The sequence below is a fragment of the Chengkuizengella axinellae genome (genome assembly GCF_030730905.1).
In the GTDB taxonomy this organism is placed as follows: Bacteria; Bacillota; Bacilli; order Paenibacillales; family KCTC-33759; genus Chengkuizengella; species Chengkuizengella axinellae.
The window spans coordinates 197,004-216,132 of the sequence record NZ_JAVAMP010000006.1 but is presented as its reverse complement, the minus strand read 5'-3'; the positions used below and the strand labels follow the sequence as shown (position 1 = coordinate 216,132).

At 33.7% G+C, this 19,129-nt stretch carries 29 protein-coding genes and 1 pseudogene; 24 read left to right on the top strand and 6 right to left on the bottom strand.

The window, feature by feature from the left end; genetic code table 11:
- The 6 genes and pseudogenes from Q5Y73_RS14210 to Q5Y73_RS14185 all read left to right on the top strand — a co-directional run.
- Positions 1 to 823, top strand: a pseudogene (locus Q5Y73_RS14210) (hypothetical protein); the annotation flags it as partial.
- Positions 824 to 828: 5 nt separating this feature from the next.
- Positions 829 to 948, top strand: coding sequence for a CD1375 family protein (locus Q5Y73_RS14205; protein WP_305992574.1), 120 nt, complete (start codon positions 829 to 831; stop codon positions 946 to 948).
- Between the two features lie 40 nt (positions 949 to 988).
- Positions 989 to 1,126, top strand: coding sequence for a CD1375 family protein (locus Q5Y73_RS14200; RefSeq protein WP_305992573.1), 138 nt, complete (start codon positions 989 to 991; stop codon positions 1,124 to 1,126).
- A 34-nt stretch (positions 1,127 to 1,160) separates the two neighbouring features.
- The gene (locus Q5Y73_RS14195) at positions 1,161 to 1,478 is read left to right on the top strand and encodes a hypothetical protein (protein WP_305992572.1); all 318 of its coding nucleotides are present in this window, start codon (positions 1,161 to 1,163) and stop codon (positions 1,476 to 1,478) included.
- Entirely contained in the window at positions 1,479 to 2,261 is a 783-nt protein-coding gene (locus Q5Y73_RS14190) for a peptidoglycan recognition protein family protein (RefSeq protein WP_305992571.1), read from the top strand.
- Position 2,262: 1 nt separating this feature from the next.
- Positions 2,263 to 2,502, top strand: coding sequence for a hypothetical protein (locus Q5Y73_RS14185; protein WP_305992570.1), 240 nt, complete (start codon positions 2,263 to 2,265; stop codon positions 2,500 to 2,502).
- Between the two features lie 49 nt (positions 2,503 to 2,551).
- Here the strand turns inward: Q5Y73_RS14185 and Q5Y73_RS14180 are convergent, their stop codons facing one another.
- Positions 2,552 to 3,070, bottom strand: a complete 519-nt coding sequence (locus tag Q5Y73_RS14180) for a hypothetical protein (protein WP_305992569.1) — start codon at positions 3,068 to 3,070, stop codon at positions 2,552 to 2,554.
- Between the two features lie 98 nt (positions 3,071 to 3,168).
- Here Q5Y73_RS14180 and Q5Y73_RS14175 point away from each other — a divergent pair, with 98 nt between their 5' ends.
- Complete coding sequence (locus Q5Y73_RS14175; protein WP_305992568.1) at positions 3,169 to 3,510, top strand: YolD-like family protein; 342 nt, start codon at positions 3,169 to 3,171, stop codon at positions 3,508 to 3,510.
- A 239-nt stretch (positions 3,511 to 3,749) separates the two neighbouring features.
- Here Q5Y73_RS14175 and Q5Y73_RS14170 read toward each other — a convergent pair whose 3' ends face one another.
- Positions 3,750 to 3,941 carry a hypothetical protein gene (locus tag Q5Y73_RS14170; protein WP_305992567.1) on the bottom strand — a complete coding sequence of 64 codons (192 nt, stop codon included), beginning with the start codon at positions 3,939 to 3,941 and terminating at the stop codon, positions 3,750 to 3,752.
- A 75-nt stretch (positions 3,942 to 4,016) separates the two neighbouring features.
- On the bottom strand, positions 4,017 to 4,988 hold the full coding sequence (locus tag Q5Y73_RS14165) for a radical SAM protein (RefSeq protein ID WP_305992566.1): 972 nt from the start codon (positions 4,986 to 4,988) through the stop codon (positions 4,017 to 4,019).
- Positions 4,989 to 5,127: 139 nt separating this feature from the next.
- Here Q5Y73_RS14165 and Q5Y73_RS14160 point away from each other — a divergent pair, with 139 nt between their 5' ends.
- Together Q5Y73_RS14160 and Q5Y73_RS14155 are read left to right on the top strand one after the other, a co-directional pair.
- Complete coding sequence (locus Q5Y73_RS14160; RefSeq protein ID WP_305992565.1) at positions 5,128 to 5,673, top strand: flavoprotein; 546 nt, start codon at positions 5,128 to 5,130, stop codon at positions 5,671 to 5,673.
- A 430-nt stretch (positions 5,674 to 6,103) separates the two neighbouring features.
- Positions 6,104 to 6,253, top strand: a complete 150-nt coding sequence (locus tag Q5Y73_RS14155) for a hypothetical protein (RefSeq protein ID WP_305992564.1) — start codon at positions 6,104 to 6,106, stop codon at positions 6,251 to 6,253.
- 322 nt (positions 6,254 to 6,575) lie between these two features.
- Here the strand turns inward: Q5Y73_RS14155 and Q5Y73_RS14150 are convergent, their stop codons facing one another.
- A complete protein-coding gene (locus Q5Y73_RS14150) occupies positions 6,576 to 6,800 on the bottom strand; it encodes a helix-turn-helix domain-containing protein (RefSeq protein WP_305992563.1) in 225 nt (74 codons plus the stop codon).
- Between the two features lie 201 nt (positions 6,801 to 7,001).
- Here Q5Y73_RS14150 and Q5Y73_RS14145 point away from each other — a divergent pair, with 201 nt between their 5' ends.
- From Q5Y73_RS14145 to Q5Y73_RS14125, 5 genes are read left to right on the top strand one after another with little or no spacing between them, the layout of a single operon-like run.
- Positions 7,002 to 7,811 (top strand): ParM/StbA family protein, encoded by an 810-nt coding sequence (locus Q5Y73_RS14145; RefSeq protein ID WP_305992562.1) that lies wholly within the window; start codon positions 7,002 to 7,004, stop codon positions 7,809 to 7,811.
- Positions 7,795 to 8,013: a hypothetical protein gene (locus tag Q5Y73_RS14140; RefSeq protein WP_305992561.1), complete on the top strand. Its 219-nt coding sequence runs from the start codon at positions 7,795 to 7,797 to the stop codon at positions 8,011 to 8,013. Before Q5Y73_RS14145 ends, Q5Y73_RS14140 begins: the two co-directional genes overlap by 17 nt.
- Positions 8,014 to 8,026: 13 nt before the next feature.
- Positions 8,027 to 8,161, top strand: a complete 135-nt coding sequence (locus Q5Y73_RS14135; RefSeq protein ID WP_305992560.1) for a hypothetical protein — start codon at positions 8,027 to 8,029, stop codon at positions 8,159 to 8,161.
- Positions 8,162 to 8,217: 56 nt separating this feature from the next.
- On the top strand, positions 8,218 to 8,499 hold the full coding sequence (locus Q5Y73_RS14130; RefSeq protein WP_305991682.1) for a hypothetical protein: 282 nt from the start codon (positions 8,218 to 8,220) through the stop codon (positions 8,497 to 8,499).
- Positions 8,492 to 8,950 carry a hypothetical protein gene (locus Q5Y73_RS14125; protein WP_305992559.1) on the top strand — a complete coding sequence of 153 codons (459 nt, stop codon included), beginning with the start codon at positions 8,492 to 8,494 and terminating at the stop codon, positions 8,948 to 8,950. The genes Q5Y73_RS14130 and Q5Y73_RS14125 overlap by 8 nt, the downstream gene beginning before the upstream one ends.
- Positions 8,951 to 8,987: 37 nt before the next feature.
- On the opposite strand, the gene Q5Y73_RS14120 is transcribed toward Q5Y73_RS14125, so the two are convergent.
- A complete protein-coding gene (locus Q5Y73_RS14120) occupies positions 8,988 to 9,431 on the bottom strand; it encodes a hypothetical protein (RefSeq protein ID WP_305992558.1) in 444 nt (147 codons plus the stop codon).
- Positions 9,432 to 9,560: 129 nt separating this feature from the next.
- On the opposite strand from Q5Y73_RS14120, the gene Q5Y73_RS14115 reads away from it, so the two are divergent.
- The 3 genes from Q5Y73_RS14115 (at position 9,561) to Q5Y73_RS14105 (ending at position 11,335) form a co-directional block, all read left to right on the top strand.
- On the top strand, positions 9,561 to 10,070 hold the full coding sequence (locus Q5Y73_RS14115) for an accessory gene regulator ArgB-like protein (RefSeq protein ID WP_305992557.1): 510 nt from the start codon (positions 9,561 to 9,563) through the stop codon (positions 10,068 to 10,070).
- Positions 10,071 to 10,110: 40 nt separating this feature from the next.
- Complete coding sequence (locus Q5Y73_RS14110) at positions 10,111 to 10,794, top strand: hypothetical protein (RefSeq protein WP_305992556.1); 684 nt, start codon at positions 10,111 to 10,113, stop codon at positions 10,792 to 10,794.
- A 181-nt stretch (positions 10,795 to 10,975) separates the two neighbouring features.
- Positions 10,976 to 11,335: a hypothetical protein gene (locus Q5Y73_RS14105; protein WP_305992555.1), complete on the top strand. Its 360-nt coding sequence runs from the start codon at positions 10,976 to 10,978 to the stop codon at positions 11,333 to 11,335.
- A gap of 327 nt (positions 11,336 to 11,662) precedes the next feature.
- Here the strand turns inward: Q5Y73_RS14105 and Q5Y73_RS14100 are convergent, their stop codons facing one another.
- Positions 11,663 to 11,902 (bottom strand): helix-turn-helix domain-containing protein, encoded by a 240-nt coding sequence (locus Q5Y73_RS14100; protein WP_305992554.1) that lies wholly within the window; start codon positions 11,900 to 11,902, stop codon positions 11,663 to 11,665.
- Positions 11,903 to 12,134: 232 nt separating this feature from the next.
- Between Q5Y73_RS14100 and Q5Y73_RS14095 the strand changes: the two genes are divergently transcribed.
- The 7 genes from Q5Y73_RS14095 to Q5Y73_RS14070 all read left to right on the top strand — a co-directional run bounded on the left by Q5Y73_RS14095 (position 12,135) and on the right by Q5Y73_RS14070 (position 19,123).
- Complete coding sequence (locus tag Q5Y73_RS14095) at positions 12,135 to 12,356, top strand: hypothetical protein (RefSeq protein WP_305992553.1); 222 nt, start codon at positions 12,135 to 12,137, stop codon at positions 12,354 to 12,356.
- Between the two features lie 208 nt (positions 12,357 to 12,564).
- Positions 12,565 to 12,786 (top strand): Flp family type IVb pilin, encoded by a 222-nt coding sequence (locus Q5Y73_RS14090; RefSeq protein WP_305992552.1) that lies wholly within the window; start codon positions 12,565 to 12,567, stop codon positions 12,784 to 12,786.
- Between the two features lie 156 nt (positions 12,787 to 12,942).
- Positions 12,943 to 14,205: a TadA family conjugal transfer-associated ATPase gene (locus Q5Y73_RS14085; protein ID WP_305992551.1), complete on the top strand. Its 1,263-nt coding sequence runs from the start codon at positions 12,943 to 12,945 to the stop codon at positions 14,203 to 14,205.
- 14 nt (positions 14,206 to 14,219) lie between these two features.
- Positions 14,220 to 14,594, top strand: a complete 375-nt coding sequence (locus Q5Y73_RS14080) for a hypothetical protein (protein WP_305992550.1) — start codon at positions 14,220 to 14,222, stop codon at positions 14,592 to 14,594.
- A 99-nt stretch (positions 14,595 to 14,693) separates the two neighbouring features.
- Positions 14,694 to 14,777 carry a putative holin-like toxin gene (locus Q5Y73_RS24875; protein ID WP_371320215.1) on the top strand — a complete coding sequence of 28 codons (84 nt, stop codon included), beginning with the start codon at positions 14,694 to 14,696 and terminating at the stop codon, positions 14,775 to 14,777.
- A gap of 219 nt (positions 14,778 to 14,996) precedes the next feature.
- A complete protein-coding gene (locus Q5Y73_RS14075) occupies positions 14,997 to 16,526 on the top strand; it encodes an S-layer homology domain-containing protein (RefSeq protein ID WP_305992549.1) in 1,530 nt (509 codons plus the stop codon).
- 2 nt (positions 16,527 to 16,528) lie between these two features.
- Complete coding sequence (locus Q5Y73_RS14070; protein ID WP_305992548.1) at positions 16,529 to 19,123, top strand: hypothetical protein; 2,595 nt, start codon at positions 16,529 to 16,531, stop codon at positions 19,121 to 19,123.
- Positions 19,124 to 19,129 lie beyond the last annotated feature (6 nt).

Genomic DNA, 19,129 nt, shown 5'->3' with positions numbered 1-19,129 from the left:
GCCACAGCCACTTGAAATAGTAATTAATGATGTACATTTAGAAGGTTTAATCAAACAAGTTCCTGATATCATCCAGCAGCATAAAACAGATGAAGAAGGGAATCTATTGTATTTACTTCCTCAGGAGCCTTTAGAGGTTGTTGAGCAGATCCCTAAAACCATTGAAACGACTGAGACAACAGATGATCCAGTAATGATTAAAAAGCCATATCGTGTACCAGTGCTTAATGAAAACGGAGTTCAAAAACAGTATGAGCAAACGGTTAGAGGCGAAACAACAGAAGTCACAGATGAACCGATTATGGAAAAGGTGTGGGATGAAGTAAATGAGCTTTACAATGATGTTCAAAAAGTAGATGAAGATGGAAACCCTTTGTATTGGGGATTAGTTGGTACTGGAAGAATGATTGATATATTCACCACTGAAGAAGTTGAGGAACAAAAAACGGATGATAATGGTGAACTGCTGTTTTACCAAGAAATCACCGAACCACATATAACATATGAGGACCAGGAGCCACTAGAGATAACAGAAGAACATGAATCTTGGACAGATCAGCTTACACCAGCTCTTGAAGATATTAACCAGGTTAAAACAATCAAATTTGAGGACCAACCATCTTTATTTACTCACGATGATATTGTTAATGCTCCAAAAGTTCCACCTTCAGAGATTGAAACCTTACAAGAAGATAACCTCATGATTATGGAAGCCGCAGCAGATATATACGAACAAAATTTACAGACTCAAGATGAACTTTTAAACACTATGGATGCACTCGCAACAGTATATGAACAAGTCTTGATATTACAAGGAGGTTAGTTCCTATGTGGGGAGATATTTATTACAAGTTAGTAAAAGAAGGGCGTAGAACCATTGACCAAGTACCAGAACATTTAAAGGAAGAAGTACAAACCAAACTGGATGCTGATAACGATGTTACTTAATTTAGCCTTACTCATATTACGCTTGAGAGGGGGTGTAAACATGGTTGATATTTATGTCGCTCTCATTATTTATGGACGTAGAACATTTGAACAGGTTCCATCTATTTTACAGACGAAAGTAGAGGAAGAACTAAACGCACTAGCTTTAAATACAGATGGATCACCGCAACGCCAGTAGGCGTATTTTTTATACCTTTTTAGGGGGTGGGGAAGTGGAAAACAATGAAATGTTGGCTGACATTAGAGAAAGAATTGCAGTAGTAGAAACCAACCAAGAGAACATAAATAAAGCAATCCTTTCTCTTGCTTCTAATACAGAGAAATTAGTCGCTAAATTAAATGAATCAGATGATATTGCAAAAGCTGCAGATCAAAGAGCAAAATCAGCACACCTTAGAATTGATGATATTAAAAAAGACATAGAAGACATTCAAAAAAATAAAAGATGGTGGAATCGTTTAGTAATCGGTGGGTTTATCACTGGAATTATATCTATTGCATTAAATTTTTTTAAGGAGGGATTTGGATAAATGACCTTTAAAAATAAATATCCAATCACTAAAAAATACCTCACTAAAGGAACAAAAAGACGATCAGGTTTTCAGATTCCAGAAGTGGGGTTTATCGTTGCTCATGATACAGGTAATGACGGATCTACAGCATTACAAAATATTGCTTATTACGAAAGATCAAATAATGTCATGAGTGCTTCTGCACATATATTTGTAGATGATACAGGGATTTATGAATGTATTCCATTACTAACTGGTGAAGCAGAAAAAGCTTGGCATGTGCTGTATGAGAAGCCCTTAGACAATCAAATTTTTGGGGATGATGCAAATGATATAGCTGCAGGAGTGGAACTGTGTTTTTCTCATCTGAGAGGAAGTATAAACAACGAGGAGTCTTATAAACGGTATGTGTGGGTTTTAGCTTATATATGTTTCAAATTTGAACTAGATCCTACAAAAGCAATTATTGGTCATCACATACTTGATCCACAACGTAAAACAGACCCACAAAACGCTTTATCTAAAATGGGTAAATCATATGACCAGTTATTACAGGATGTAGTCAAAGAATACTATGATTGTTTACCGAAGGAGGAAATCATATTGAAATTAAAATCATGGCAAATCAAAATGGCGCATATCGCGCTTGATAATTTGAATGAAAAAGGGTTAGTTAGTGATTCAGAAGATTGGAAAAAGAAAGTTGAGGACAAGCCCCAAGAGGTTTTGAATGACATCCCTTGGTTGTTTTTCGTTATGTTAGATCGATTATCAAATAAAACACTGGAAGGTGGAAATTAATATGGATTTTCAAGTATATGATATTGCAATTGTGCCGATTATAGTCGCTTTAGTTCATTTAGCAAAACAAATAGGGTTAAGTGCTAAGTATCAACCAGTATTATCCTTAGTTTTAGGTGTAGTTACTGGTATTGTTTATGTAGCTCCTAGTGATCCAAAACAAGCTATTCTAGTTGGTATTGTAATGGGATTAGCTGCTAGTGGATTATGGAGTGGTGCAAAGAATATAGTGCGGAAATGAGTTAATCCCCACTGGCTTAGTAGCTGGTGGGGAAAGCACATCTAAGTCTTCATTTTTTATATGCTATATATCCAACTGCACATGGTAAATTTTTATCCCAGTCATGTCTACCTCCTATTCGTACTTGACCAGGTCTTCGTTGTTCCATGTAAGTGTAACAATTTACGTCTCCGAAATGAGGACTACCTAAACTTGGATTCCATTCTGTAAAAGAACCTGCTATCGGACCATCGCCTTCAACATTTAATGTTGCTTTAAAAAAAACACTATTATTGCCTGATCCTACATATACATATGCCCATGTACAATAATCATTTTCTCCGTAAATGTACGGAATTTTACTTTCTACTTTGTTTATAAAACCTGTTGTTGTATGTTTGCCGATTTTGGGAGACATAAGATCCACAGTAGTTATTATTTCGGGTCCATCTTCAATTGGAATACAGCTTTCTAATTTCTCAATCCGATTCCTCAAGTCAATAATATCTATTCCTATTTGATAATCAGAAATTTTATAAACCTCCTCAAGAAATAAAATACGTACTTTAATATTATGCTCACAATTCATTAAAGCATACCTAATAATAATTTCTAAAAAAAAATATTTGAATTAAACAACTTACCTCTTATATAATAAGAACAAATGTTCCATTAGAGGTGAATCAAATGAAAGAAAATAAACTAACACCAGGATCTAATATGATGTGGGAGGGAAGTAGAATAATACTACCAGAACACAGAGAAATGATGAATCTTTATCAAAAAGAACGTAACCGAAAAACGAAACCAGAGTTAGCAGAAGAAGAAGTCAACATTATATCTGAGCAATTATCAGAATCTATGATAAATGAGAGTGAAATCACAATCGAATTGTTTACTGCTTTTGGAGAAAATACCTTAAAAACTGGTACAGTAACTAAATTCGATACTCAGCTTAGGCAAATTAAGCTTGAGTCAAAAGATGATTATGAATGGATCAAGTTTAGTGAAATACTAAGTGTGAGGTGATATTCTTATGAATACAAAATTAATCAAGTTAACAAAAATTATTAATGATTGGGACCCCTAATTTATTTCCTGATGCACCAAAAGATGGAAACACAATTGATAAAAAAACACAAAATTTTTTAGTTTCAATCTATGTATAGGATGAAAATGACGAGCTGTGAAGGGATTACTAGACAATTATAAAGAAAAGCTAACACTATAATAAGTGTTAGCTGCAATCTAGAATTATTGTTATCCTCTTAGCAAAAATTGTTATTAATAACACCAGCTGATATTAAATCCTCAGGCTTAATAACATGTCCCTCAGTATTCATAACATTATCCAAGTTTGAATTCATACTAACACCTTTAATAAAATCTATGATCTCTGGATGATTAATAGTAATTTTTCCTGTTTCATCAGCTGTAATTAGATTGTTTTCAGTAGCCATTATTTTACCTCCTAAATTGTTAATATTATCTAAACTTAAATAAAACGTTTTAAAAAAATAGTTCATTGATGAATTTTAGTCATTCAACAATGGACAACTTAAAGTTGCAAGGTCTAAAGTTGAAAAACCACGTAACCAATATGCTATTTTTTGTTCATTTAGTTCGAGAGTACCATTTGGGTTTAACTTCCCTATATTATTACGTGAATCATTTAAAGCAACAGTACATTTCCCTATACTACCATCTGCACGAATCGTTAAGGAGTTAGGTCTTGAAGCATAACAGACATACGGCTCTTCAGTCTCAACAAAATCTTTACCATAAAGTTTATGTTTTAGTGTTTTGAGCGCTATTTTTTTTTCTTCGAAGGAGAATACCTTTATTTTGTCATCATTTGGACCTCCTAAACGATCTATTGTCTTGAAGAGAACAGAAAAACGTATATCATGTATAAACTCCCGCTTAATATCTTCAATCAATTGATCAATTTGCGTAATCGTTTCGCTATCAAAATGCACACGAAGTGTGATTGTAACAGGCTCTGAACTATCACGAATACTTAGTAAGTTTTCCCAAATGATATCAAAAGTTTCTTTTCCTCCAGATAAAATTCTTGTACGATCATGTGTCTCCTTTGATCCATCAAGAGATATTTGGTAGTCTAAAACCCCCACTGCTGTCAATTTAGAAAATGTGGGAGGTGTTAAATAATATCCGTTAGTTGTCATAGAAGATCGATACTTTAATCCTGGATACATCTGTATCAGTTGAGAAGCATAAGCAGATATATCAAGAACAATATCATCCGCTATTAAAGGCTCTCCTCCAAACCAAGATATGTATAAATTATCTAGATCTGAGGCGCGTCGTTTAAATAAAGCTTTCACTCCTGAAATAGTATCTTTAGACATACGTCCAAGTGTGTAGTCTTCATAGCAATATGTGCATCTGAAGTTGCATTTTTCTGTAGGGAAAATAATAAACTCTTGTGATCTATCGGATAGATACTTACCGAGTACTGATATATCGAGAGCTGAGTTATTCATTAAAAATGATACACCTCCTTTTCAAAAAATATTATGGATAAACCAGTATAATATTATACATTTGAGACAATTATTTTTATTATAACTATAAAGTTACAATTTTTAAATAAACATTGAAAACATATGGAGGGTGAAATCTATGGATAATGATTTAAAGATATTAATTGGAGTAACAGGTACGATAGGTGCCATTAATTTACCTATATATCTGTCTTATATAAGAAAAAAAATAAATTGTTCTCTTGATATTATTTTAACTAAGAATGCTAAAAAATTTATTAGTCCACTTGCATTAATGTCTACTTGTGACCATGTTTATGATGATCTATTCCAATTTCAAGGATTAAAAGTTCCCCATGTTAATTTAGTAGTTAATATAACAAAGTTTCTTATTATCCCATGTTCGGCTAACTTTCTATATAAAATTGGAAATGGAGTGGGAGATGACTTATTAAGTTGTTGTGTTCTAAACTACGACAAAACAATTTATATTGCTCCAAATATGAATAATACAATGTGGAATAAACAAAGTGTTCAAAGAAATGTAAATAAAATAAAAAAAGATGGACACGTTTTGTTGAATGTTAGTGATAATGGATTCAAAGCTGCTAACAGAACCTTTGAACACACAGAAGCAGCATTACCCCAACCTGACGAATTGTTTGAAAGAGTCTTTGATTTATAAAATAAGGCTGTATTACCTGTATATTAAATCTTAACGGTAAAAAGTAATTACAATTATTATAGTGAAACATGTATTCCTTTCCTTAACTATTAGGTGTGTATAGCAATTTTAGAATACCCACCATTTTAAATTGATTAGTTTCACAATACATAGGGTTTCTCCCAACAAAACAATGTCGTATTACAAATAGTAATGTTTCTTTTTTGTATATGTAAAGGTGGCTATATAGAATGTAATAGTGGAGATACACAAGATATAAAGATTATTATGGCTAGGGATTATGATTCACCATTTGGAAGATAATAACCACCTTTATGGATGGTTATTTTTCGTTTAGGAGTAAAATATGCGCTTGTCTAAGATCACCTGTCCTATACCAAATCAGGTCTATTAACATAGTATATAGTATGAAAATATGGAGGTGAAAGATATGAGCTCATTTATAGCAGTGGTGTTAGTGTTGATTATTTTATTGGTTATAATTTTACTTGGGGTTAGAGATTATACACTGGAACAACAAATTGATTCTGGTAGTTTTGGAATTAATACTCCTGGAATAATACAAGCAGGAGGAATATAAAATCTTTTCTAACGATGCTCCAAATGATTTTTTTAAATATAAAAAAAACCACCGACTATTAAAAGTCAGTGGTTCGGCTTCATCCCTAGTGAAACCATGTGGAAAAATGAGCGCATACATTGTCGGTGGTATGCAGTTCAAGTGTAATTCTATTATATCAAAACTTCTAATATTTTACAAATAGTTGCATTCTAACAGCTTAAAGATAATAATTGCTCCATGTTTCTTTTAATTTTTAGTTTTTTACATTTATTATTGCAAAAGTTATGTTTCTTACTAATCTGCTTTTTACAGTATAAACATTTCATTTTTTCATCCCCTTTCATAAATCCCAAAATTGATCAGCTTTAACAGAAGGATCTACTTCTCTTAGGGCTTTTATTATTTTTTGAGCATTTCTATATGTAGGTACTCTATCATCATTTATTGCTAACTGACTAATGGTACCGTGACTTACACCACTTTTGTTAGAAATCCATTGTTGTTTCAAACCTTTCCTATCAATCCATTTACCAAAATTACTACGTGGTTTCCCCAATCCGAACATGAATTATCATTCCTCCCTTTAATTACTATCATTTTGTCCAAATTTATAACTAATTAAACATTTTGAAAATTAATTTGAATAACGGACAAGCAGTACCTCATAAGCTTTTAACAAATCGCAAAAAGATAATATCCAGATAACATCTAAACAACTATTTTAGGTGCTAGATAATATCTAGATAACATCCAAAGGAGTGGTGAAATGATTACGATCGGTGCAGACGTTGGGAAGTACAAAACAAAGATCAAATGGAGAGGAGGCATACAAAGTCATTTATCAAGTGTTTCAACATTCAGAGAGTTAAGAGGGGAAATACCTCTGGATGATCAAAACATGATCATAGAATACGAAAATCAAAAGTTTTTTGTGGGTGATCTTGCTGACAGGGAAGGGCAAAACTATCTTAACTCTCCAGATTGGCACAAATCGAACACAGTAACTTTAATTAATTTATTTGCAGCTGTAAGTAGAATACCTTCAACAGATTTTAGCATTGTGGTCGGTAATCCTTTTGGCATAAACACACCAAAGGAAAGAGAAAGGCTTAAAAGCATGATAGTTGGTACAAAACATTTTAAAGTCAATCACAAGGATTATAGAGTAACAATTCATAATGTTGGTGTGGCTCCTGAAGGGATGGCAGCTTATTACTCAGTACCATTACATAATGACTTAAACATCCTTGATTTTGGATCATCTACTATCCACGCTATCGCGATCCGCAATCGAAGGTTAACAGACAGCCGAAGCCATACCTTTGATTTTGGATTTGAAAGCTTAGTGGATACAGATTATAGATCAATTATGCAGGGTATTAAATTTAAGCTAGAAAAGAAATGGGGCGACTTTAACAAAAGGATCATGTTGATTGGTGGAATGGCTTCTGAAATGGATGCTTTTGTAAAAGAACAGTACCCAAACAGTCAAATAACAATTCACCATAATCAACACTTCGCTAACGCTCTAGGAATGTATGAAATGGGGAAGGTGGCATATGAAAGGGCAAATTAATGTTCAAGTAGTTTTCAACCCAAAGAATCAGCACCACATGAATATTTTAAGTTGGTTAAACGAGCAGAGTAAAAATCGTTCTTCATATATAAGAGAGTTATTGTTCAACAGGATGGAAGGAAAGGAAAAAGCGGTTGTTCACCCAGTCAATAAACCAGTTTCCAATAATGATGAAAGCGAGATTTTAAATTTATTAAATTAGGGAGGAAGTTAACATGAAAGATCAATTGAAACGATTGTTTGAAAAATTAGAACAAGAGGGAATTACAGTGTTAATTACTGCAGAAGGAGAGGAACAGCTAAAATTAGAGGATGATAAACCCTCTCCCCTATCAAAGAAACGAGTGTAACAGCGTAACATTGTAACACCTTCAAATTTTGAAATTACTAAGGAGGGAGCAAAACAATGTTCAAAAAGGACAGTAGGGGAGTAGGGGGGAAAAAGGTAAATAGGGTTAATGTTTCCCTTTCCAATTTTGATTTCATAAACCTAAAAAGATTATCAATTTCATGTGACCAAAGGCACACTTCACTAGCTGAATTTATTATTACTACAGCTTTGAACGATCCGCAATTTGTGAGAAGCGTACAGGATAAATATAACGTTAATGAATTTTATAGAGTCACACCATACCTAGATCATCAAACTGGAAAAAGAGAATTATTAGGAGGTGGGGGAGTTGGGTAGATGTAAAGTGTGTAACAATACTCAAAAAATGGTTGATCCTTGTCCAGAAGAAGATTGCAAAGATGGTATTGCAAATGGGAGCAAATGTGATGTGTGCAAAGGGAAAGGATCGGTTTATAACCCTTGTAGGTATTGCTACTATAAAATCAAGCCATCTAAACGATTTTATGAAGATGAAATCGAAGATGATGAAGAAGAATACGAAGAAGAATTTAATTTTAAAAAGTTGTTTTGGGGTGTAGCTATATTTACAGCATTTTATTACTTTGTAGTACGTGATCCAGCAGCAGTTTCAACAATTGAAAATCAATATGAGATTATAAGTGTATACAAAGGAGCAATCCAAGCATACGATTCTAGTGGTAATATAGTTCAATTCTTTGATAATAATTTAGTCAATCAAGCTCTTAACGGTTCACTTAAACAAGGTGATGTTATTAAAGTAAAATAGCAATATAAAAACCCAGTCATTATTGATTGGGTTTAGTTCATTTAGGAATTAACCATTGACCTTTTTTATCGATAAATGCCCCTTTAAACTCTCCTTTTTCTAGTCGTTCGATTATACTCTCTTCGGTAGAAGATAGACTGTCAGACATTTCTTTTACTGTGTAGTAGGAGTTCTTGTTGTATGATCTCGGTGGAATTACAACTACTTTTTCTAATAACTCAATAAGTTTATTTAGTCTAGTTTGATCTAATTCAACTTTTAATTGTGAAAATGGAATTTGCATTATATATCTTACTGTTATTCTATGGTCAAGGACGAGTGTTTTTTCTTCCATTTCAAAAACTTTGGGTAAATTATTTATTAATGCATCCCAATATGGAGCGCGAATCGCTACGACTCGTTTTAAAGGTATATCTATTGAACGTTTTAATAAAGTTATAAGTTGTTTTCTCTCTGTCATTTTAATGATTGTCTTTTTCAAATGCTAAATTTTCCTTTCTAGTTTTTTGTCTAATTATACACTGGAAAGAAAATGTATATAAAGAAGAAAAATATTCCATTGATTAGATTGTTGAATATATCTATAGTTGAATTTAGGGAGGACACAACAATGATAGAATCATTCGCAAACAAAATTTCCCAAGAAATAAAAAAACACGAACCCTCAGCCGATGTTGAAATAATGAACTACAGCTTAATTGTGTTATTGAATACTATTTTAGTGATTGTATTTACGGTAATTGCAGGGTTGTTATTAGGTGATTTGAAAGGTGCAATAGTAGCTATATCAAGCTTTGCATTATTAAGAATATTTTCGGGTGGATTTCATTTTAAGTCAGTTGATGTATGTACTATAGTTTCAGTGTTATTGTTTGTTCTTGCTTTTTTAATCAATTTATCACCAACATTAGTATTTACATTCAATGTCATTAGTTTGTTAATAGTATTGATTTTTTCTCCGTCAAATGTTCAAAAAAACACAAGGATACCTAAATCAGTTAATCCATACTTTAAAGTTATATCAGTTATAATTGTATCTAGCAATTTTGTTTTACAATCATCTGAAATTGCTTTTTGCTTTTTTATTCAAGCAATATCATTAATTAGGTTAAGGGTATAATACAGTTAAATTAAAATAAAAAAAGGTGGGATTAAAAAAAGTGAATTCAGAAGGCTATTTGTATCTATTTCTTGGGATTTTAGATACGTTTGCTATATTAGTGGTTATTTTCAAGCTTTTTACAATGCCTATATTAAGGTACTGGTTTCAAATATTTTCAATAGCATTTATTAATTCATTTTTATCTTATGTATTGCGAATTGAATGGGGTTTAGTATTGATTGACACATTTGTTCAATTGTTAATACTAATTAGTTTTTTTGTATTAGTTTTAAGAGTAAGGGTAGTGAAATCTTTTATTATTACTGTTGTGGGAGCTGCAACTTTTATCTTAATTCAACTTTTAGCAATCAATTTACTATCACTAGATATAGTGAATCAGACAGGGTTTATACAAATAGTTACTTCTGCAATATGTTACATATTAGCATTTATAATATTCTATTTTGATAAAGGTTTTAACTTTGTGGAGTTACCACCACATTCATTTTATGATCAACGCAGTGATTTAAGAAACTATAAAGTCATTTTTTTAGTATCGATATTAGTTATGTTTGCTATATCACTTGTTGTATTGTTTTTATTAGATAAAAATGACCCAACCTTTGTTTTCTTTCCACTATTTATATCTTTTGTCATAGTGCTTGTGTTTTCCAAAAAAAAAGATAGGCAAATAATAGAAGATAGAATTAATCAACATTCTAACTTTAAAGGCGACATTTAATTTCAGACAGGACAGGGGGAGTTAATTAATTATGGGCAAGACATCAAAAGAAAAATTCGCAACGAATATATCAAAAGCTTTATCTGCTTTTGCCATTCTATCAATTTTCATCACCAAATTTCTGATAAGTAACCCTAAACCGCCAAGAAAAATACTTATCAAGAAAAAGGGGTAAATAATATTGAGCAACGAAGATTATCTACATCATAGAGAAAAACCGTTACGTCTTAAAAACAAGAAAGGTGAAATATTATATCCTAATCCAAGTGATATATATAAAGTTAGCAAAGGTAATGATAAACTTTTATATCACAGTGATTATGACGGTATTTTGACAGACCCAGACTCTCTAAGAACGGGAATCATTTTTTTAGAGCAATTTGGGTTTCATCATACTCACCATGTGAATTTATTAAATATTAATAGACCAGATGCAAAATTTGATGGAAAAAGGGTATACTTTCGTAATGGAGATTATGGAAGGATAACAGATCAATATCTTCAATACCTCAAAAAAATAGGTTTCTTCAAAAAGAAGTAAAATAAGCCGATTATTAAAATATCGGCTTATTTTTTTGAAAATTCTTAAGTATAACACAAAAAAATAAAATTATAAATAGATTGAACAAACAAAGGGGGGCTTGTTTAAAAGATTTCCATTCGACAATTTTTCGACATTTTTCTTATGGTATTATATACATACTTTCAAAAATTACCCAAAATATTGTTGAACTTTGACAAAGAAAAGAGAAAAATTGAAAACGGTGAAATTTATTTAAAAAGAATGAGGAAGGAGGTGTGAAAAAATAAGAAATGAAAAAGTTTGACCTATTGGGGAAAACCCTCTTGGAAGGCGAGTAGATATTTTCTACTCAATGTCGCTTTCGTAATTAGGGACAACATCCCAATCGTATAGATCATCTATATAGCAATTTAAGACCATGCTTGCTTCTTTTGCTTTGTTTAGTGAAAAGGTTTTCTCTCCACTAATGATTTTGGAAACAAAAGAATCTGATACATTTATACGTTTTCCGAACTCTCTTTGATTCATCTTGTTCTGTTTCAGAAGTTCGGGTAAGCGACACCTTCCAGCTCGAAGGCGTGGCATAGGCTCTCCTCTAAAAAATAAAGTTTCCCTGACAATTGCAGCAACAATTATTAGGGACAAATGAAAAATAAAACATACTTGTATTATATCTATTCCCTCTTGATATTGTACACAGGGAACAAATGATCGATAATCTCTAAGTCAGATAAACCTTAAATCGATAACGTAGAACCAAATTAATACGTGTGGTTATTAAACTAACCCTCTTATAAGGAGTGAATTATATATAACTATGAATATTTTTACTTACACCATTGAAACAGATGAATTTACGAATCTAGGAATGCATGAAGGAGATATTCTAATTATCTTGCCTAGAATAAAATATAATAATGATGACCTAGTACTGACTGTCGATTTTGATTCAGAAAGAAAATATATAAAAATATTTCATGAGGTAGCTGTAGATGAACACGTTTTGGGAAGGGTTATGTCACGCGAAATGATTGTGTAAAAAATGTGTAAAAAAAAAACGATTTTAGTCTTGGTTAATCGAACCATGATGAATTGATACTTGCAGATAAAAACCATCCAAACGTTGATATATCAACTTTTGGATGGTTTTTATTAAATTTTAAAATTAACGTGTGGAGTCGTAATGTCGTTCATTCAGAACGGCTTTTTCTATTTATGAAGGGAAAATATTTAGGAGGATGATAAAAATGCAAGGATTTTCTGCAAGAACTTACTTGTTTGTACAAAAACTAAAAAATATGTTGAAAGGAAAAGAGGGTGACTTTGTTCAGCAAGGATTGTTATGGACACTGATCGCAATCGCAGGAATTGCAGCTCTTACCACAATGGGTAGTGCAATTGCAGATAAATTTGGTGATTTATCAGATACTTTCGGAGAGACAGATCCAGATGATATCAAAACGGAATAAGACAAATGGCTTCTATTCGCCTATAGTCACATTCTGAGACTAACAAAGTTAGTATATTAAGCATAAGTCTATCTTTCAGTGGGGGGCATGACTCAAGGCCTCTCCATTGATAGATAAGTAGTCTTAATAGAGGGTTGGAAAGGAGGAAAGAACGTTATGAAAACTTCCATTTTTAAAGATATGGATTCTCAAAGTGGGGATCAAATGAAAAGAGAAGAAATGACTCAACTGGCGAGACAATATCTTACTCAAGAAATACGTCAAAAATCACTAGATTTTTCTGAGGAAGAAAGGGTAGCTAAAAAGCTGCAGGATTTTCTTCAGAATAAAGGCTGCAATTATCAATTATGTACTCATATTGTAGATAGTATATTGGTAGATATTCGTGGATATGGTGTCATTGATTCTTTAGCTAATGACCCTTTAGTTACAGACATTATTATTCATAAACATAATGATATTACATATGAAAAAAACGGACAGAAGCACAATTATACAAAAGGTTTTCGAGATCAAAATCACTTGATGATGTTTATTGAAAAATTGGCTTATCTTGCAAAATCAAGAGTGGATATTTCTAATCCCTTAGCCACATTTACATTGCCTAGCGGGTGGCGGACAGCGGTATCTATTCCTCCAATCTCATTGCATCCAAGTGTTGCGATTCGGAAGTTCGCAAAGGTGCCAACAGTACAGCAATTGAGTGAAAATCAGTATTTTTCAGAAAAAGCGGGATTGTTTTTTAAAGCAATCATAGAAAGTAAAAGAAACATATTATTCATTGGCGGTATGGGTTCGGGTAAAACAACGATGATTGCGATTGCGAGCAGTTTATTCAAAGATGAAGAGCATCCTTTATTGATTGAAGAAGTGATGGAGTGCCCAATGGATGTCCCTCATTTAAGAAGATTAGTTGCAAGACCGCCTAGTGTTGAGGGTACAGGTGCCATTCCATTAGCGCTTCTGTTAAAACAGGGATTAATGATGAAGCCTACACGAGTGATCGTTTCAGAAGTTCGAGATGGTGCTATCTTTTATATGTTTCAAGCGATGCTTGTAGGTCACGAAGGTTCAATGTCAACAATCCATGCGAATTCAGCACAAGAAGCACTGATGAAACGGATACCATCCATGCTTTCTATGAGTAAGGAGGCTTCGTTATTATCCCAAGAAGAGAAAATCGCTTATGCGGCCTCTGCTTTGCATTTTATAGTCCATCTTGAGCAGGATCCTAAAACAGGGAAGCGTTATTGTAGAGCTATTAGTGAAATTGTAGAGGAACCAGAACCAAAAGTGATTGATGTTTTTGTTAGAACAGGAGAAACAATGAGAGCAACGGGACATATCCCTTATAGAGCAATAAAAGGCGCAGCTCATTATAAATATGAATATGAGATGGAATGGTTTAAAAAGAAATAGATTTGGAGGAGTTATTGCTGAAAGCTTTAGGGAAGTATCTAATACTTAGTTTATTATTTGTATGTATTTTAATTGCAACACTATATACCATGTCACAACTTGCATTAGAACAAGCTCAAACAAATATAAATGATGATAATACTGTACTTCATACTACACCAGACGAATTGAATAAACATACTCATTCTGGAAAGGTAATAGTGCAAAATGGTCAAAACATAGTTATACAAAGCGGTACTGCAGAAGAAACCTATCGTATAAACCAAAATACTAAAGTTCAAGCAGGGGTTGTTTCTGATGGAGATTTAAATATGGTTGTTCCAGGTGTGAAAGTGAATATATTAGCTTTTAACGGTGTTGCGAGAGTAGTTCATGTAAAGATTGAGTGAAAAATAATAGATGAAATGGAATATTATGCTATACTAGGAAGGTACAATAGTTGGCAAGGGCGGTAGGCAAATCCTCCACATAAAAGGAGGTGATGCCGAATGACAGTTTATCAAAGTATTTCAATAATGATTATGTTTGGAATACTCATTGTAGCCATTCTGTCGTTTAACCATAAAAAATAGACCGCCCACCTTCTTGCCATAGGAAGCGGTCTATTTTAATAGTACGTAAACCTACCGTTTTTAAACGGCTATTGTATGAAACCGTTAGGTGTTACAGCACCTAGCGGTTCTTAAGTAGTATATGAATCTTTTAAATATATTATACACTATTTATTTGTGAACCTACAAATTTACATTTTTATTTTTGAATAAATAATGACAGGAATGAGGTAATGATACTTGATTAAATTAATTAAATACATCTTGATACTTACATTTGTATTTTTAGTAGTTTCAACTAGTGCTATTGCAGGTGCATCCAGCTTTACAGATACGAAAAGTCATTGGGCTGAATCTTCTATAGAGAAAATGAGTGAAGAGGGTCATATTGGAGGTTATCCAGATGGCTCTTTCAAACCAGAAGGTCAAATTACAAGAGCGGAGTTTACAGCAATATTAACTAGAATAGTAGGAATTGATGAAGTAAAGAATCCATTTCAAGATGCAAACGATGCAAAATGGGCTGATGGGATCATCGGTGGAGCAGAAGAAGTAGGGATGATAGAGAAGTCCGAATATGGAAGTAACTTTAACCCAAATACACCAATTACCCGTTTAGAAATGGCGAAAATGATTGCTAGAGCCTTTGTTTTAGAAGATGAATATGAAGGAAAGTTTGATACTTATATTTCATATGATCAGAACGATTTGATTTTTAAAGACGCAAAAGATATTAAGGATAAGGATGCGCAATACGTAGCATTCGCTACAGACTTAGAAATTATCGGAGGCTATCCAGACAAAACGTTTAAACCATCCAATCAAGCAACAAGAGCAGAAGCAGTGGTTATGTTGCTTAGATTTATGGATAACGATATAGACGATAGTGGCTCAACGAGTGGAAGTGGAGATATCCATCCAAATCCAGATGATAGTGTGAGTGAAAACCCTGCGTATGATCCCAATCTTAGTGAAGTGAATCAGTGGATTAATACTACTAGAATCTCACCTTCATACCTTAAATATAGAGCTTGGATTAAAGCTGATATAGAAAATGGAACAGCTCGCCCTCGTGACGTGCATGATTTTAGGTTCAACGTAGAAGAGCTTCTTTGGAACTATTATCAAGGTGAAATTCCTTTAAACAGTTATGAAGAAGAAGTCATGGAACGAATTGCACACAGCAAAGATGAACCTTCATGGGAGGACATGTCCGAGTATGATAAAGCTCGTTACAGCTCTTATAGTGGAGATATATCCGAAGCAATGTTGTTAAGCTTTAGTTTTGATAAAAACGATAATTTAGATTGGGTTGTCGTCCGTCCTGTAGGCATGCGACATGCTTTTAAAATTACTGTAGATGATCCTTTGGGAAGTGTTGTACTTAATAGAGCATGGGCAGGAAGGCAAGATGATAAATTTGACGCTGTTTTTGCAGAAGTAGCTACTCCTCAATTGTTAAATCAAATCATTGAAACAGGGGCTGTTATTGGTGTTTACCAAAACTCAAATCCCGATGATGTACCAGATCACATGGGACTTCCAGCTTTAGCTGAAGACTGGAATCTAAGAGAAAGGGAGATCAGACGCACACACTCTGATAACGTCGTAAAAACGATTTACGGCGGAGACTTTGCACTTGAAATAGGGGGGATCTTCAAAACAAATGCTGACATTGTTTCTGGAAGCACCATCATTCCGAAAGAGTTTCTAGAAATTAAACCGTACACCAAAGGCTCTGTCAAAACGAATCCTTTGGAGTTGTATTAATCATGAAAGTTAAAAAATCATATATCAGATTAGGTATAGGGATGCTTACAATGATTTTGTTCATTGTGGGCATCCTTCCTCTTTTTGCGAGTGGACCCTTTGATATCCATCTAACCACTAATTACAGTGATTGGTATGAAATTGAACCCCCATTAAGTTTCAAAGAGCAGACAGGTGGAATTGTATACGCTATAACAATAGAGGACGTAAAAGCTAAAATGCAAATAACCTCTGAGGGATCTAAAGTCATGTTAAACTACCAAGATATTTTTAAAAATGACCCTATAATCAATGATGCATGGGACGCAACAGTTTCTTATATTACACCAAATACAAGACAAGCTTCCCAACTACAAAATGATATGTTCTCATCTTGGACATGGTGGGTGAGAAATGCTTCTAACATTTATGTTGATCCTGAGGATTATGTCTTCTTCGAGGAATTAAAACAATTTGTAGGTCAGATCAAAGAACCAGAACTATTTTATTGGCAAGGAGTTACCTATATTGCTGATGGTATGGTTATCGGAGCGTTTGAAGGGAAGAAAGCTACGATACAAGTAGATCAATATTTACAAGACGGAACTGAGGATTCATACGGTATATTTAAAGTTGATTTAAGACTAGTGGTAAAAGCACAATATGACATGCTAGGTTTCGTACATACTACAAAAACGTATTGGTTTAATCACTTTACCGAAGTATCTTTGAAGCAGTTTGCCTTTTCTGCTACGAATACCGCTCTAAGTGGAGGGCCAAGAAATAGTGCTGACGTTGTTGGAGACCTAGAGGTTTTAGATCGTGACGATACACTTAACGTCACTTTGTTGAGTACCTTCAACGCAGCTTCCCCAACTGACAACTATAATGAAGATCAATGGATAAAAGACAGGAAAAATCCAAAAGCACACGGTCCAATGAACGTACCGACCTATTTATATTCAATCTATATAAATTATGACCCCACAACAGATGAATTTAGCTTACACAATGAAGCCCTTGTAGAAACATCAACAATATGGTCAACCCAATTATCTTCTGAATCACCACGAGTAAGTACAAAAATCAACCCTGACTACGGAGATTATGTCTTAATTATACCTATATTGAATGTTTTTCGATTCTATGAAGACATCGGGAATCCAGATAATAAATCCAAAGTAGGCGCAGTAAATTGGAGTGATGTGACTAATAAACTTGAGACAAAATTTAAAGAAGTTCTATCAGGTGGAGACAGTGAAAATCGAGGTTTTCGCAAGATCGTCAACGATATCAATATCAAGTATGAAAAGAATCTCGATGACATAGCGATATCGGATAATCTAGCAAATCAAGCCTTTGATCAGATCATGGAAAAAATGAAGATCGGATATGAATCGATTGATTTATCCCAATATCATGATATTCCTTATATTTCAGACAACAGAGTTCAATCCTTAATGCATGATAGACTCCTTCCCGCAACTCCTGAAGGAAGAGCAGAGATTATATCCTTTGCTAAAAATGCAGATCTAGCGAATGGAAATCAAATTGAGTTAGATCAACAGATGAAACGATTATATGAAAAGCATTATGAAGTTCAAGATATTGTAGATGCGTGGTTCTCAGACTCACAAGAACTCATGACAAGAAACATTCTTGCAGTCCCGTTTAAAGTTAAAGAATCAGATGACTTAGAAATTGTCATTACAGATACAGGAATTACACCGAAAGTTGCAAATCAAAACGAGGCTATTGGGATGGAGGAATATGAGAATCAAGCGCAATTTAATAAAGAACCGAGTCAATCCAGTTATGGTATTCCTGGAAAACAATATACTGCAACACTAACGTTAACAAACAATTCTGACTTTCCAGTAACCAATATGGTGCTTAGAAATTATGTGGTTAGTTCCCAACCAGGTGGAGGGAATGCACCAATCATATATAACTCTACAGATGAGCAAAACATGGGTATGTTTTTTGGAAAACAATATGCTTTTGAAGATAATAATGGAATTAAAATGGTACCAACTTACCCAGCCAACGCACAAGTAGATCCCTCACTTGTAAACGTGAAACAATTTAATACAACAGGGAAGAATGCAGGGTTTTTAGATGCAGGGGAGACCTTTGAAACAACCTTTCAATGGCGCATGCCCACAGAAACACAAAATCCAGACAAAGACCCCATCTACCTTTATGTGACGGTAGGGGAAGAAATAGATCAGCATAGCGCTATGATCCAGTCAGGTGGAAGTGGAAATGTAAACTGGGAACCTGCATTTAAAAACACACTGCTTCAATACACTGTAGATGGCACCCCAGCAACACTCATTTCCTTTACACCAAGTGAAATCAAACCTAGAAATGAAAGTCCAGAAATTACAGATCGTGATGATCATACCGTGGCCATTCAGTTAGATGTCGCTGATCCAAACTCTGATCCGGACATCATTCCAAAACAAGATTTAAGAGATGAAATGGACTTCCTACGCTTTGCTGAAATCACGACAGAAACAGAACGAGAAGTAGAAGAATGGGTCGAGGATGGATATTGGGCCAATCTTGGAAGTGGAACAGTCAACTATAAAAGAACACAATGGATTGTGGATTAGGGGTGG

Excerpts from the sequence above, each read along its gene's own strand:
- Q5Y73_RS14145 (WP_305992562.1), top strand. The coding sequence starts at position 7,002 with ATGATTACGATCGGTGCAGACGTTGGGAAGTACAAAACAAAGATCAAA.
- Q5Y73_RS24875 (WP_371320215.1), top strand. The coding sequence starts at position 14,694 with ATGACAGTTTATCAAAGTATTTCAATAATGATTATGTTTGGAATACTC.
- Q5Y73_RS14070 (WP_305992548.1), top strand. The coding sequence starts at position 16,529 with ATGAAAGTTAAAAAATCATATATCAGATTAGGTATAGGGATGCTTACA.
- Q5Y73_RS14095 (WP_305992553.1), top strand. The coding sequence starts at position 12,135 with ATGAATATTTTTACTTACACCATTGAAACAGATGAATTTACGAATCTA.
- Q5Y73_RS14180 (WP_305992569.1), bottom strand. The coding sequence starts at position 3,070 with ATGAATTGTGAGCATAATATTAAAGTACGTATTTTATTTCTTGAGGAG.
- Q5Y73_RS14085 (WP_305992551.1), top strand. The coding sequence starts at position 12,943 with ATGAAAACTTCCATTTTTAAAGATATGGATTCTCAAAGTGGGGATCAA.
- Q5Y73_RS14090 (WP_305992552.1), top strand. The coding sequence starts at position 12,565 with ATGCAAGGATTTTCTGCAAGAACTTACTTGTTTGTACAAAAACTAAAA.
- Q5Y73_RS14135 (WP_305992560.1), top strand. The coding sequence starts at position 8,027 with ATGAAAGATCAATTGAAACGATTGTTTGAAAAATTAGAACAAGAGGGA.
- Q5Y73_RS14170 (WP_305992567.1), bottom strand. The coding sequence starts at position 3,941 with ATGGCTACTGAAAACAATCTAATTACAGCTGATGAAACAGGAAAAATT.
- Q5Y73_RS14160 (WP_305992565.1), top strand. The coding sequence starts at position 5,128 with ATGGATAATGATTTAAAGATATTAATTGGAGTAACAGGTACGATAGGT.
- Q5Y73_RS14150 (WP_305992563.1), bottom strand. The coding sequence starts at position 6,800 with ATGTTCGGATTGGGGAAACCACGTAGTAATTTTGGTAAATGGATTGAT.
- Q5Y73_RS14130 (WP_305991682.1), top strand. The coding sequence starts at position 8,218 with ATGTTCAAAAAGGACAGTAGGGGAGTAGGGGGGAAAAAGGTAAATAGG.
- Q5Y73_RS14140 (WP_305992561.1), top strand. The coding sequence starts at position 7,795 with ATGAAAGGGCAAATTAATGTTCAAGTAGTTTTCAACCCAAAGAATCAG.
- Q5Y73_RS14115 (WP_305992557.1), top strand. The coding sequence starts at position 9,561 with ATGATAGAATCATTCGCAAACAAAATTTCCCAAGAAATAAAAAAACAC.
- Q5Y73_RS14200 (WP_305992573.1), top strand. The coding sequence starts at position 989 with ATGGTTGATATTTATGTCGCTCTCATTATTTATGGACGTAGAACATTT.
- Q5Y73_RS14100 (WP_305992554.1), bottom strand. The coding sequence starts at position 11,902 with ATGCCACGCCTTCGAGCTGGAAGGTGTCGCTTACCCGAACTTCTGAAA.
- Q5Y73_RS14165 (WP_305992566.1), bottom strand. The coding sequence starts at position 4,988 with ATGAATAACTCAGCTCTCGATATATCAGTACTCGGTAAGTATCTATCC.
- Q5Y73_RS14190 (WP_305992571.1), top strand. The coding sequence starts at position 1,479 with ATGACCTTTAAAAATAAATATCCAATCACTAAAAAATACCTCACTAAA.
- Q5Y73_RS14175 (WP_305992568.1), top strand. The coding sequence starts at position 3,169 with ATGAAAGAAAATAAACTAACACCAGGATCTAATATGATGTGGGAGGGA.
- Q5Y73_RS14185 (WP_305992570.1), top strand. The coding sequence starts at position 2,263 with ATGGATTTTCAAGTATATGATATTGCAATTGTGCCGATTATAGTCGCT.
- Q5Y73_RS14155 (WP_305992564.1), top strand. The coding sequence starts at position 6,104 with ATGAGCTCATTTATAGCAGTGGTGTTAGTGTTGATTATTTTATTGGTT.
- Q5Y73_RS14205 (WP_305992574.1), top strand. The coding sequence starts at position 829 with ATGTGGGGAGATATTTATTACAAGTTAGTAAAAGAAGGGCGTAGAACC.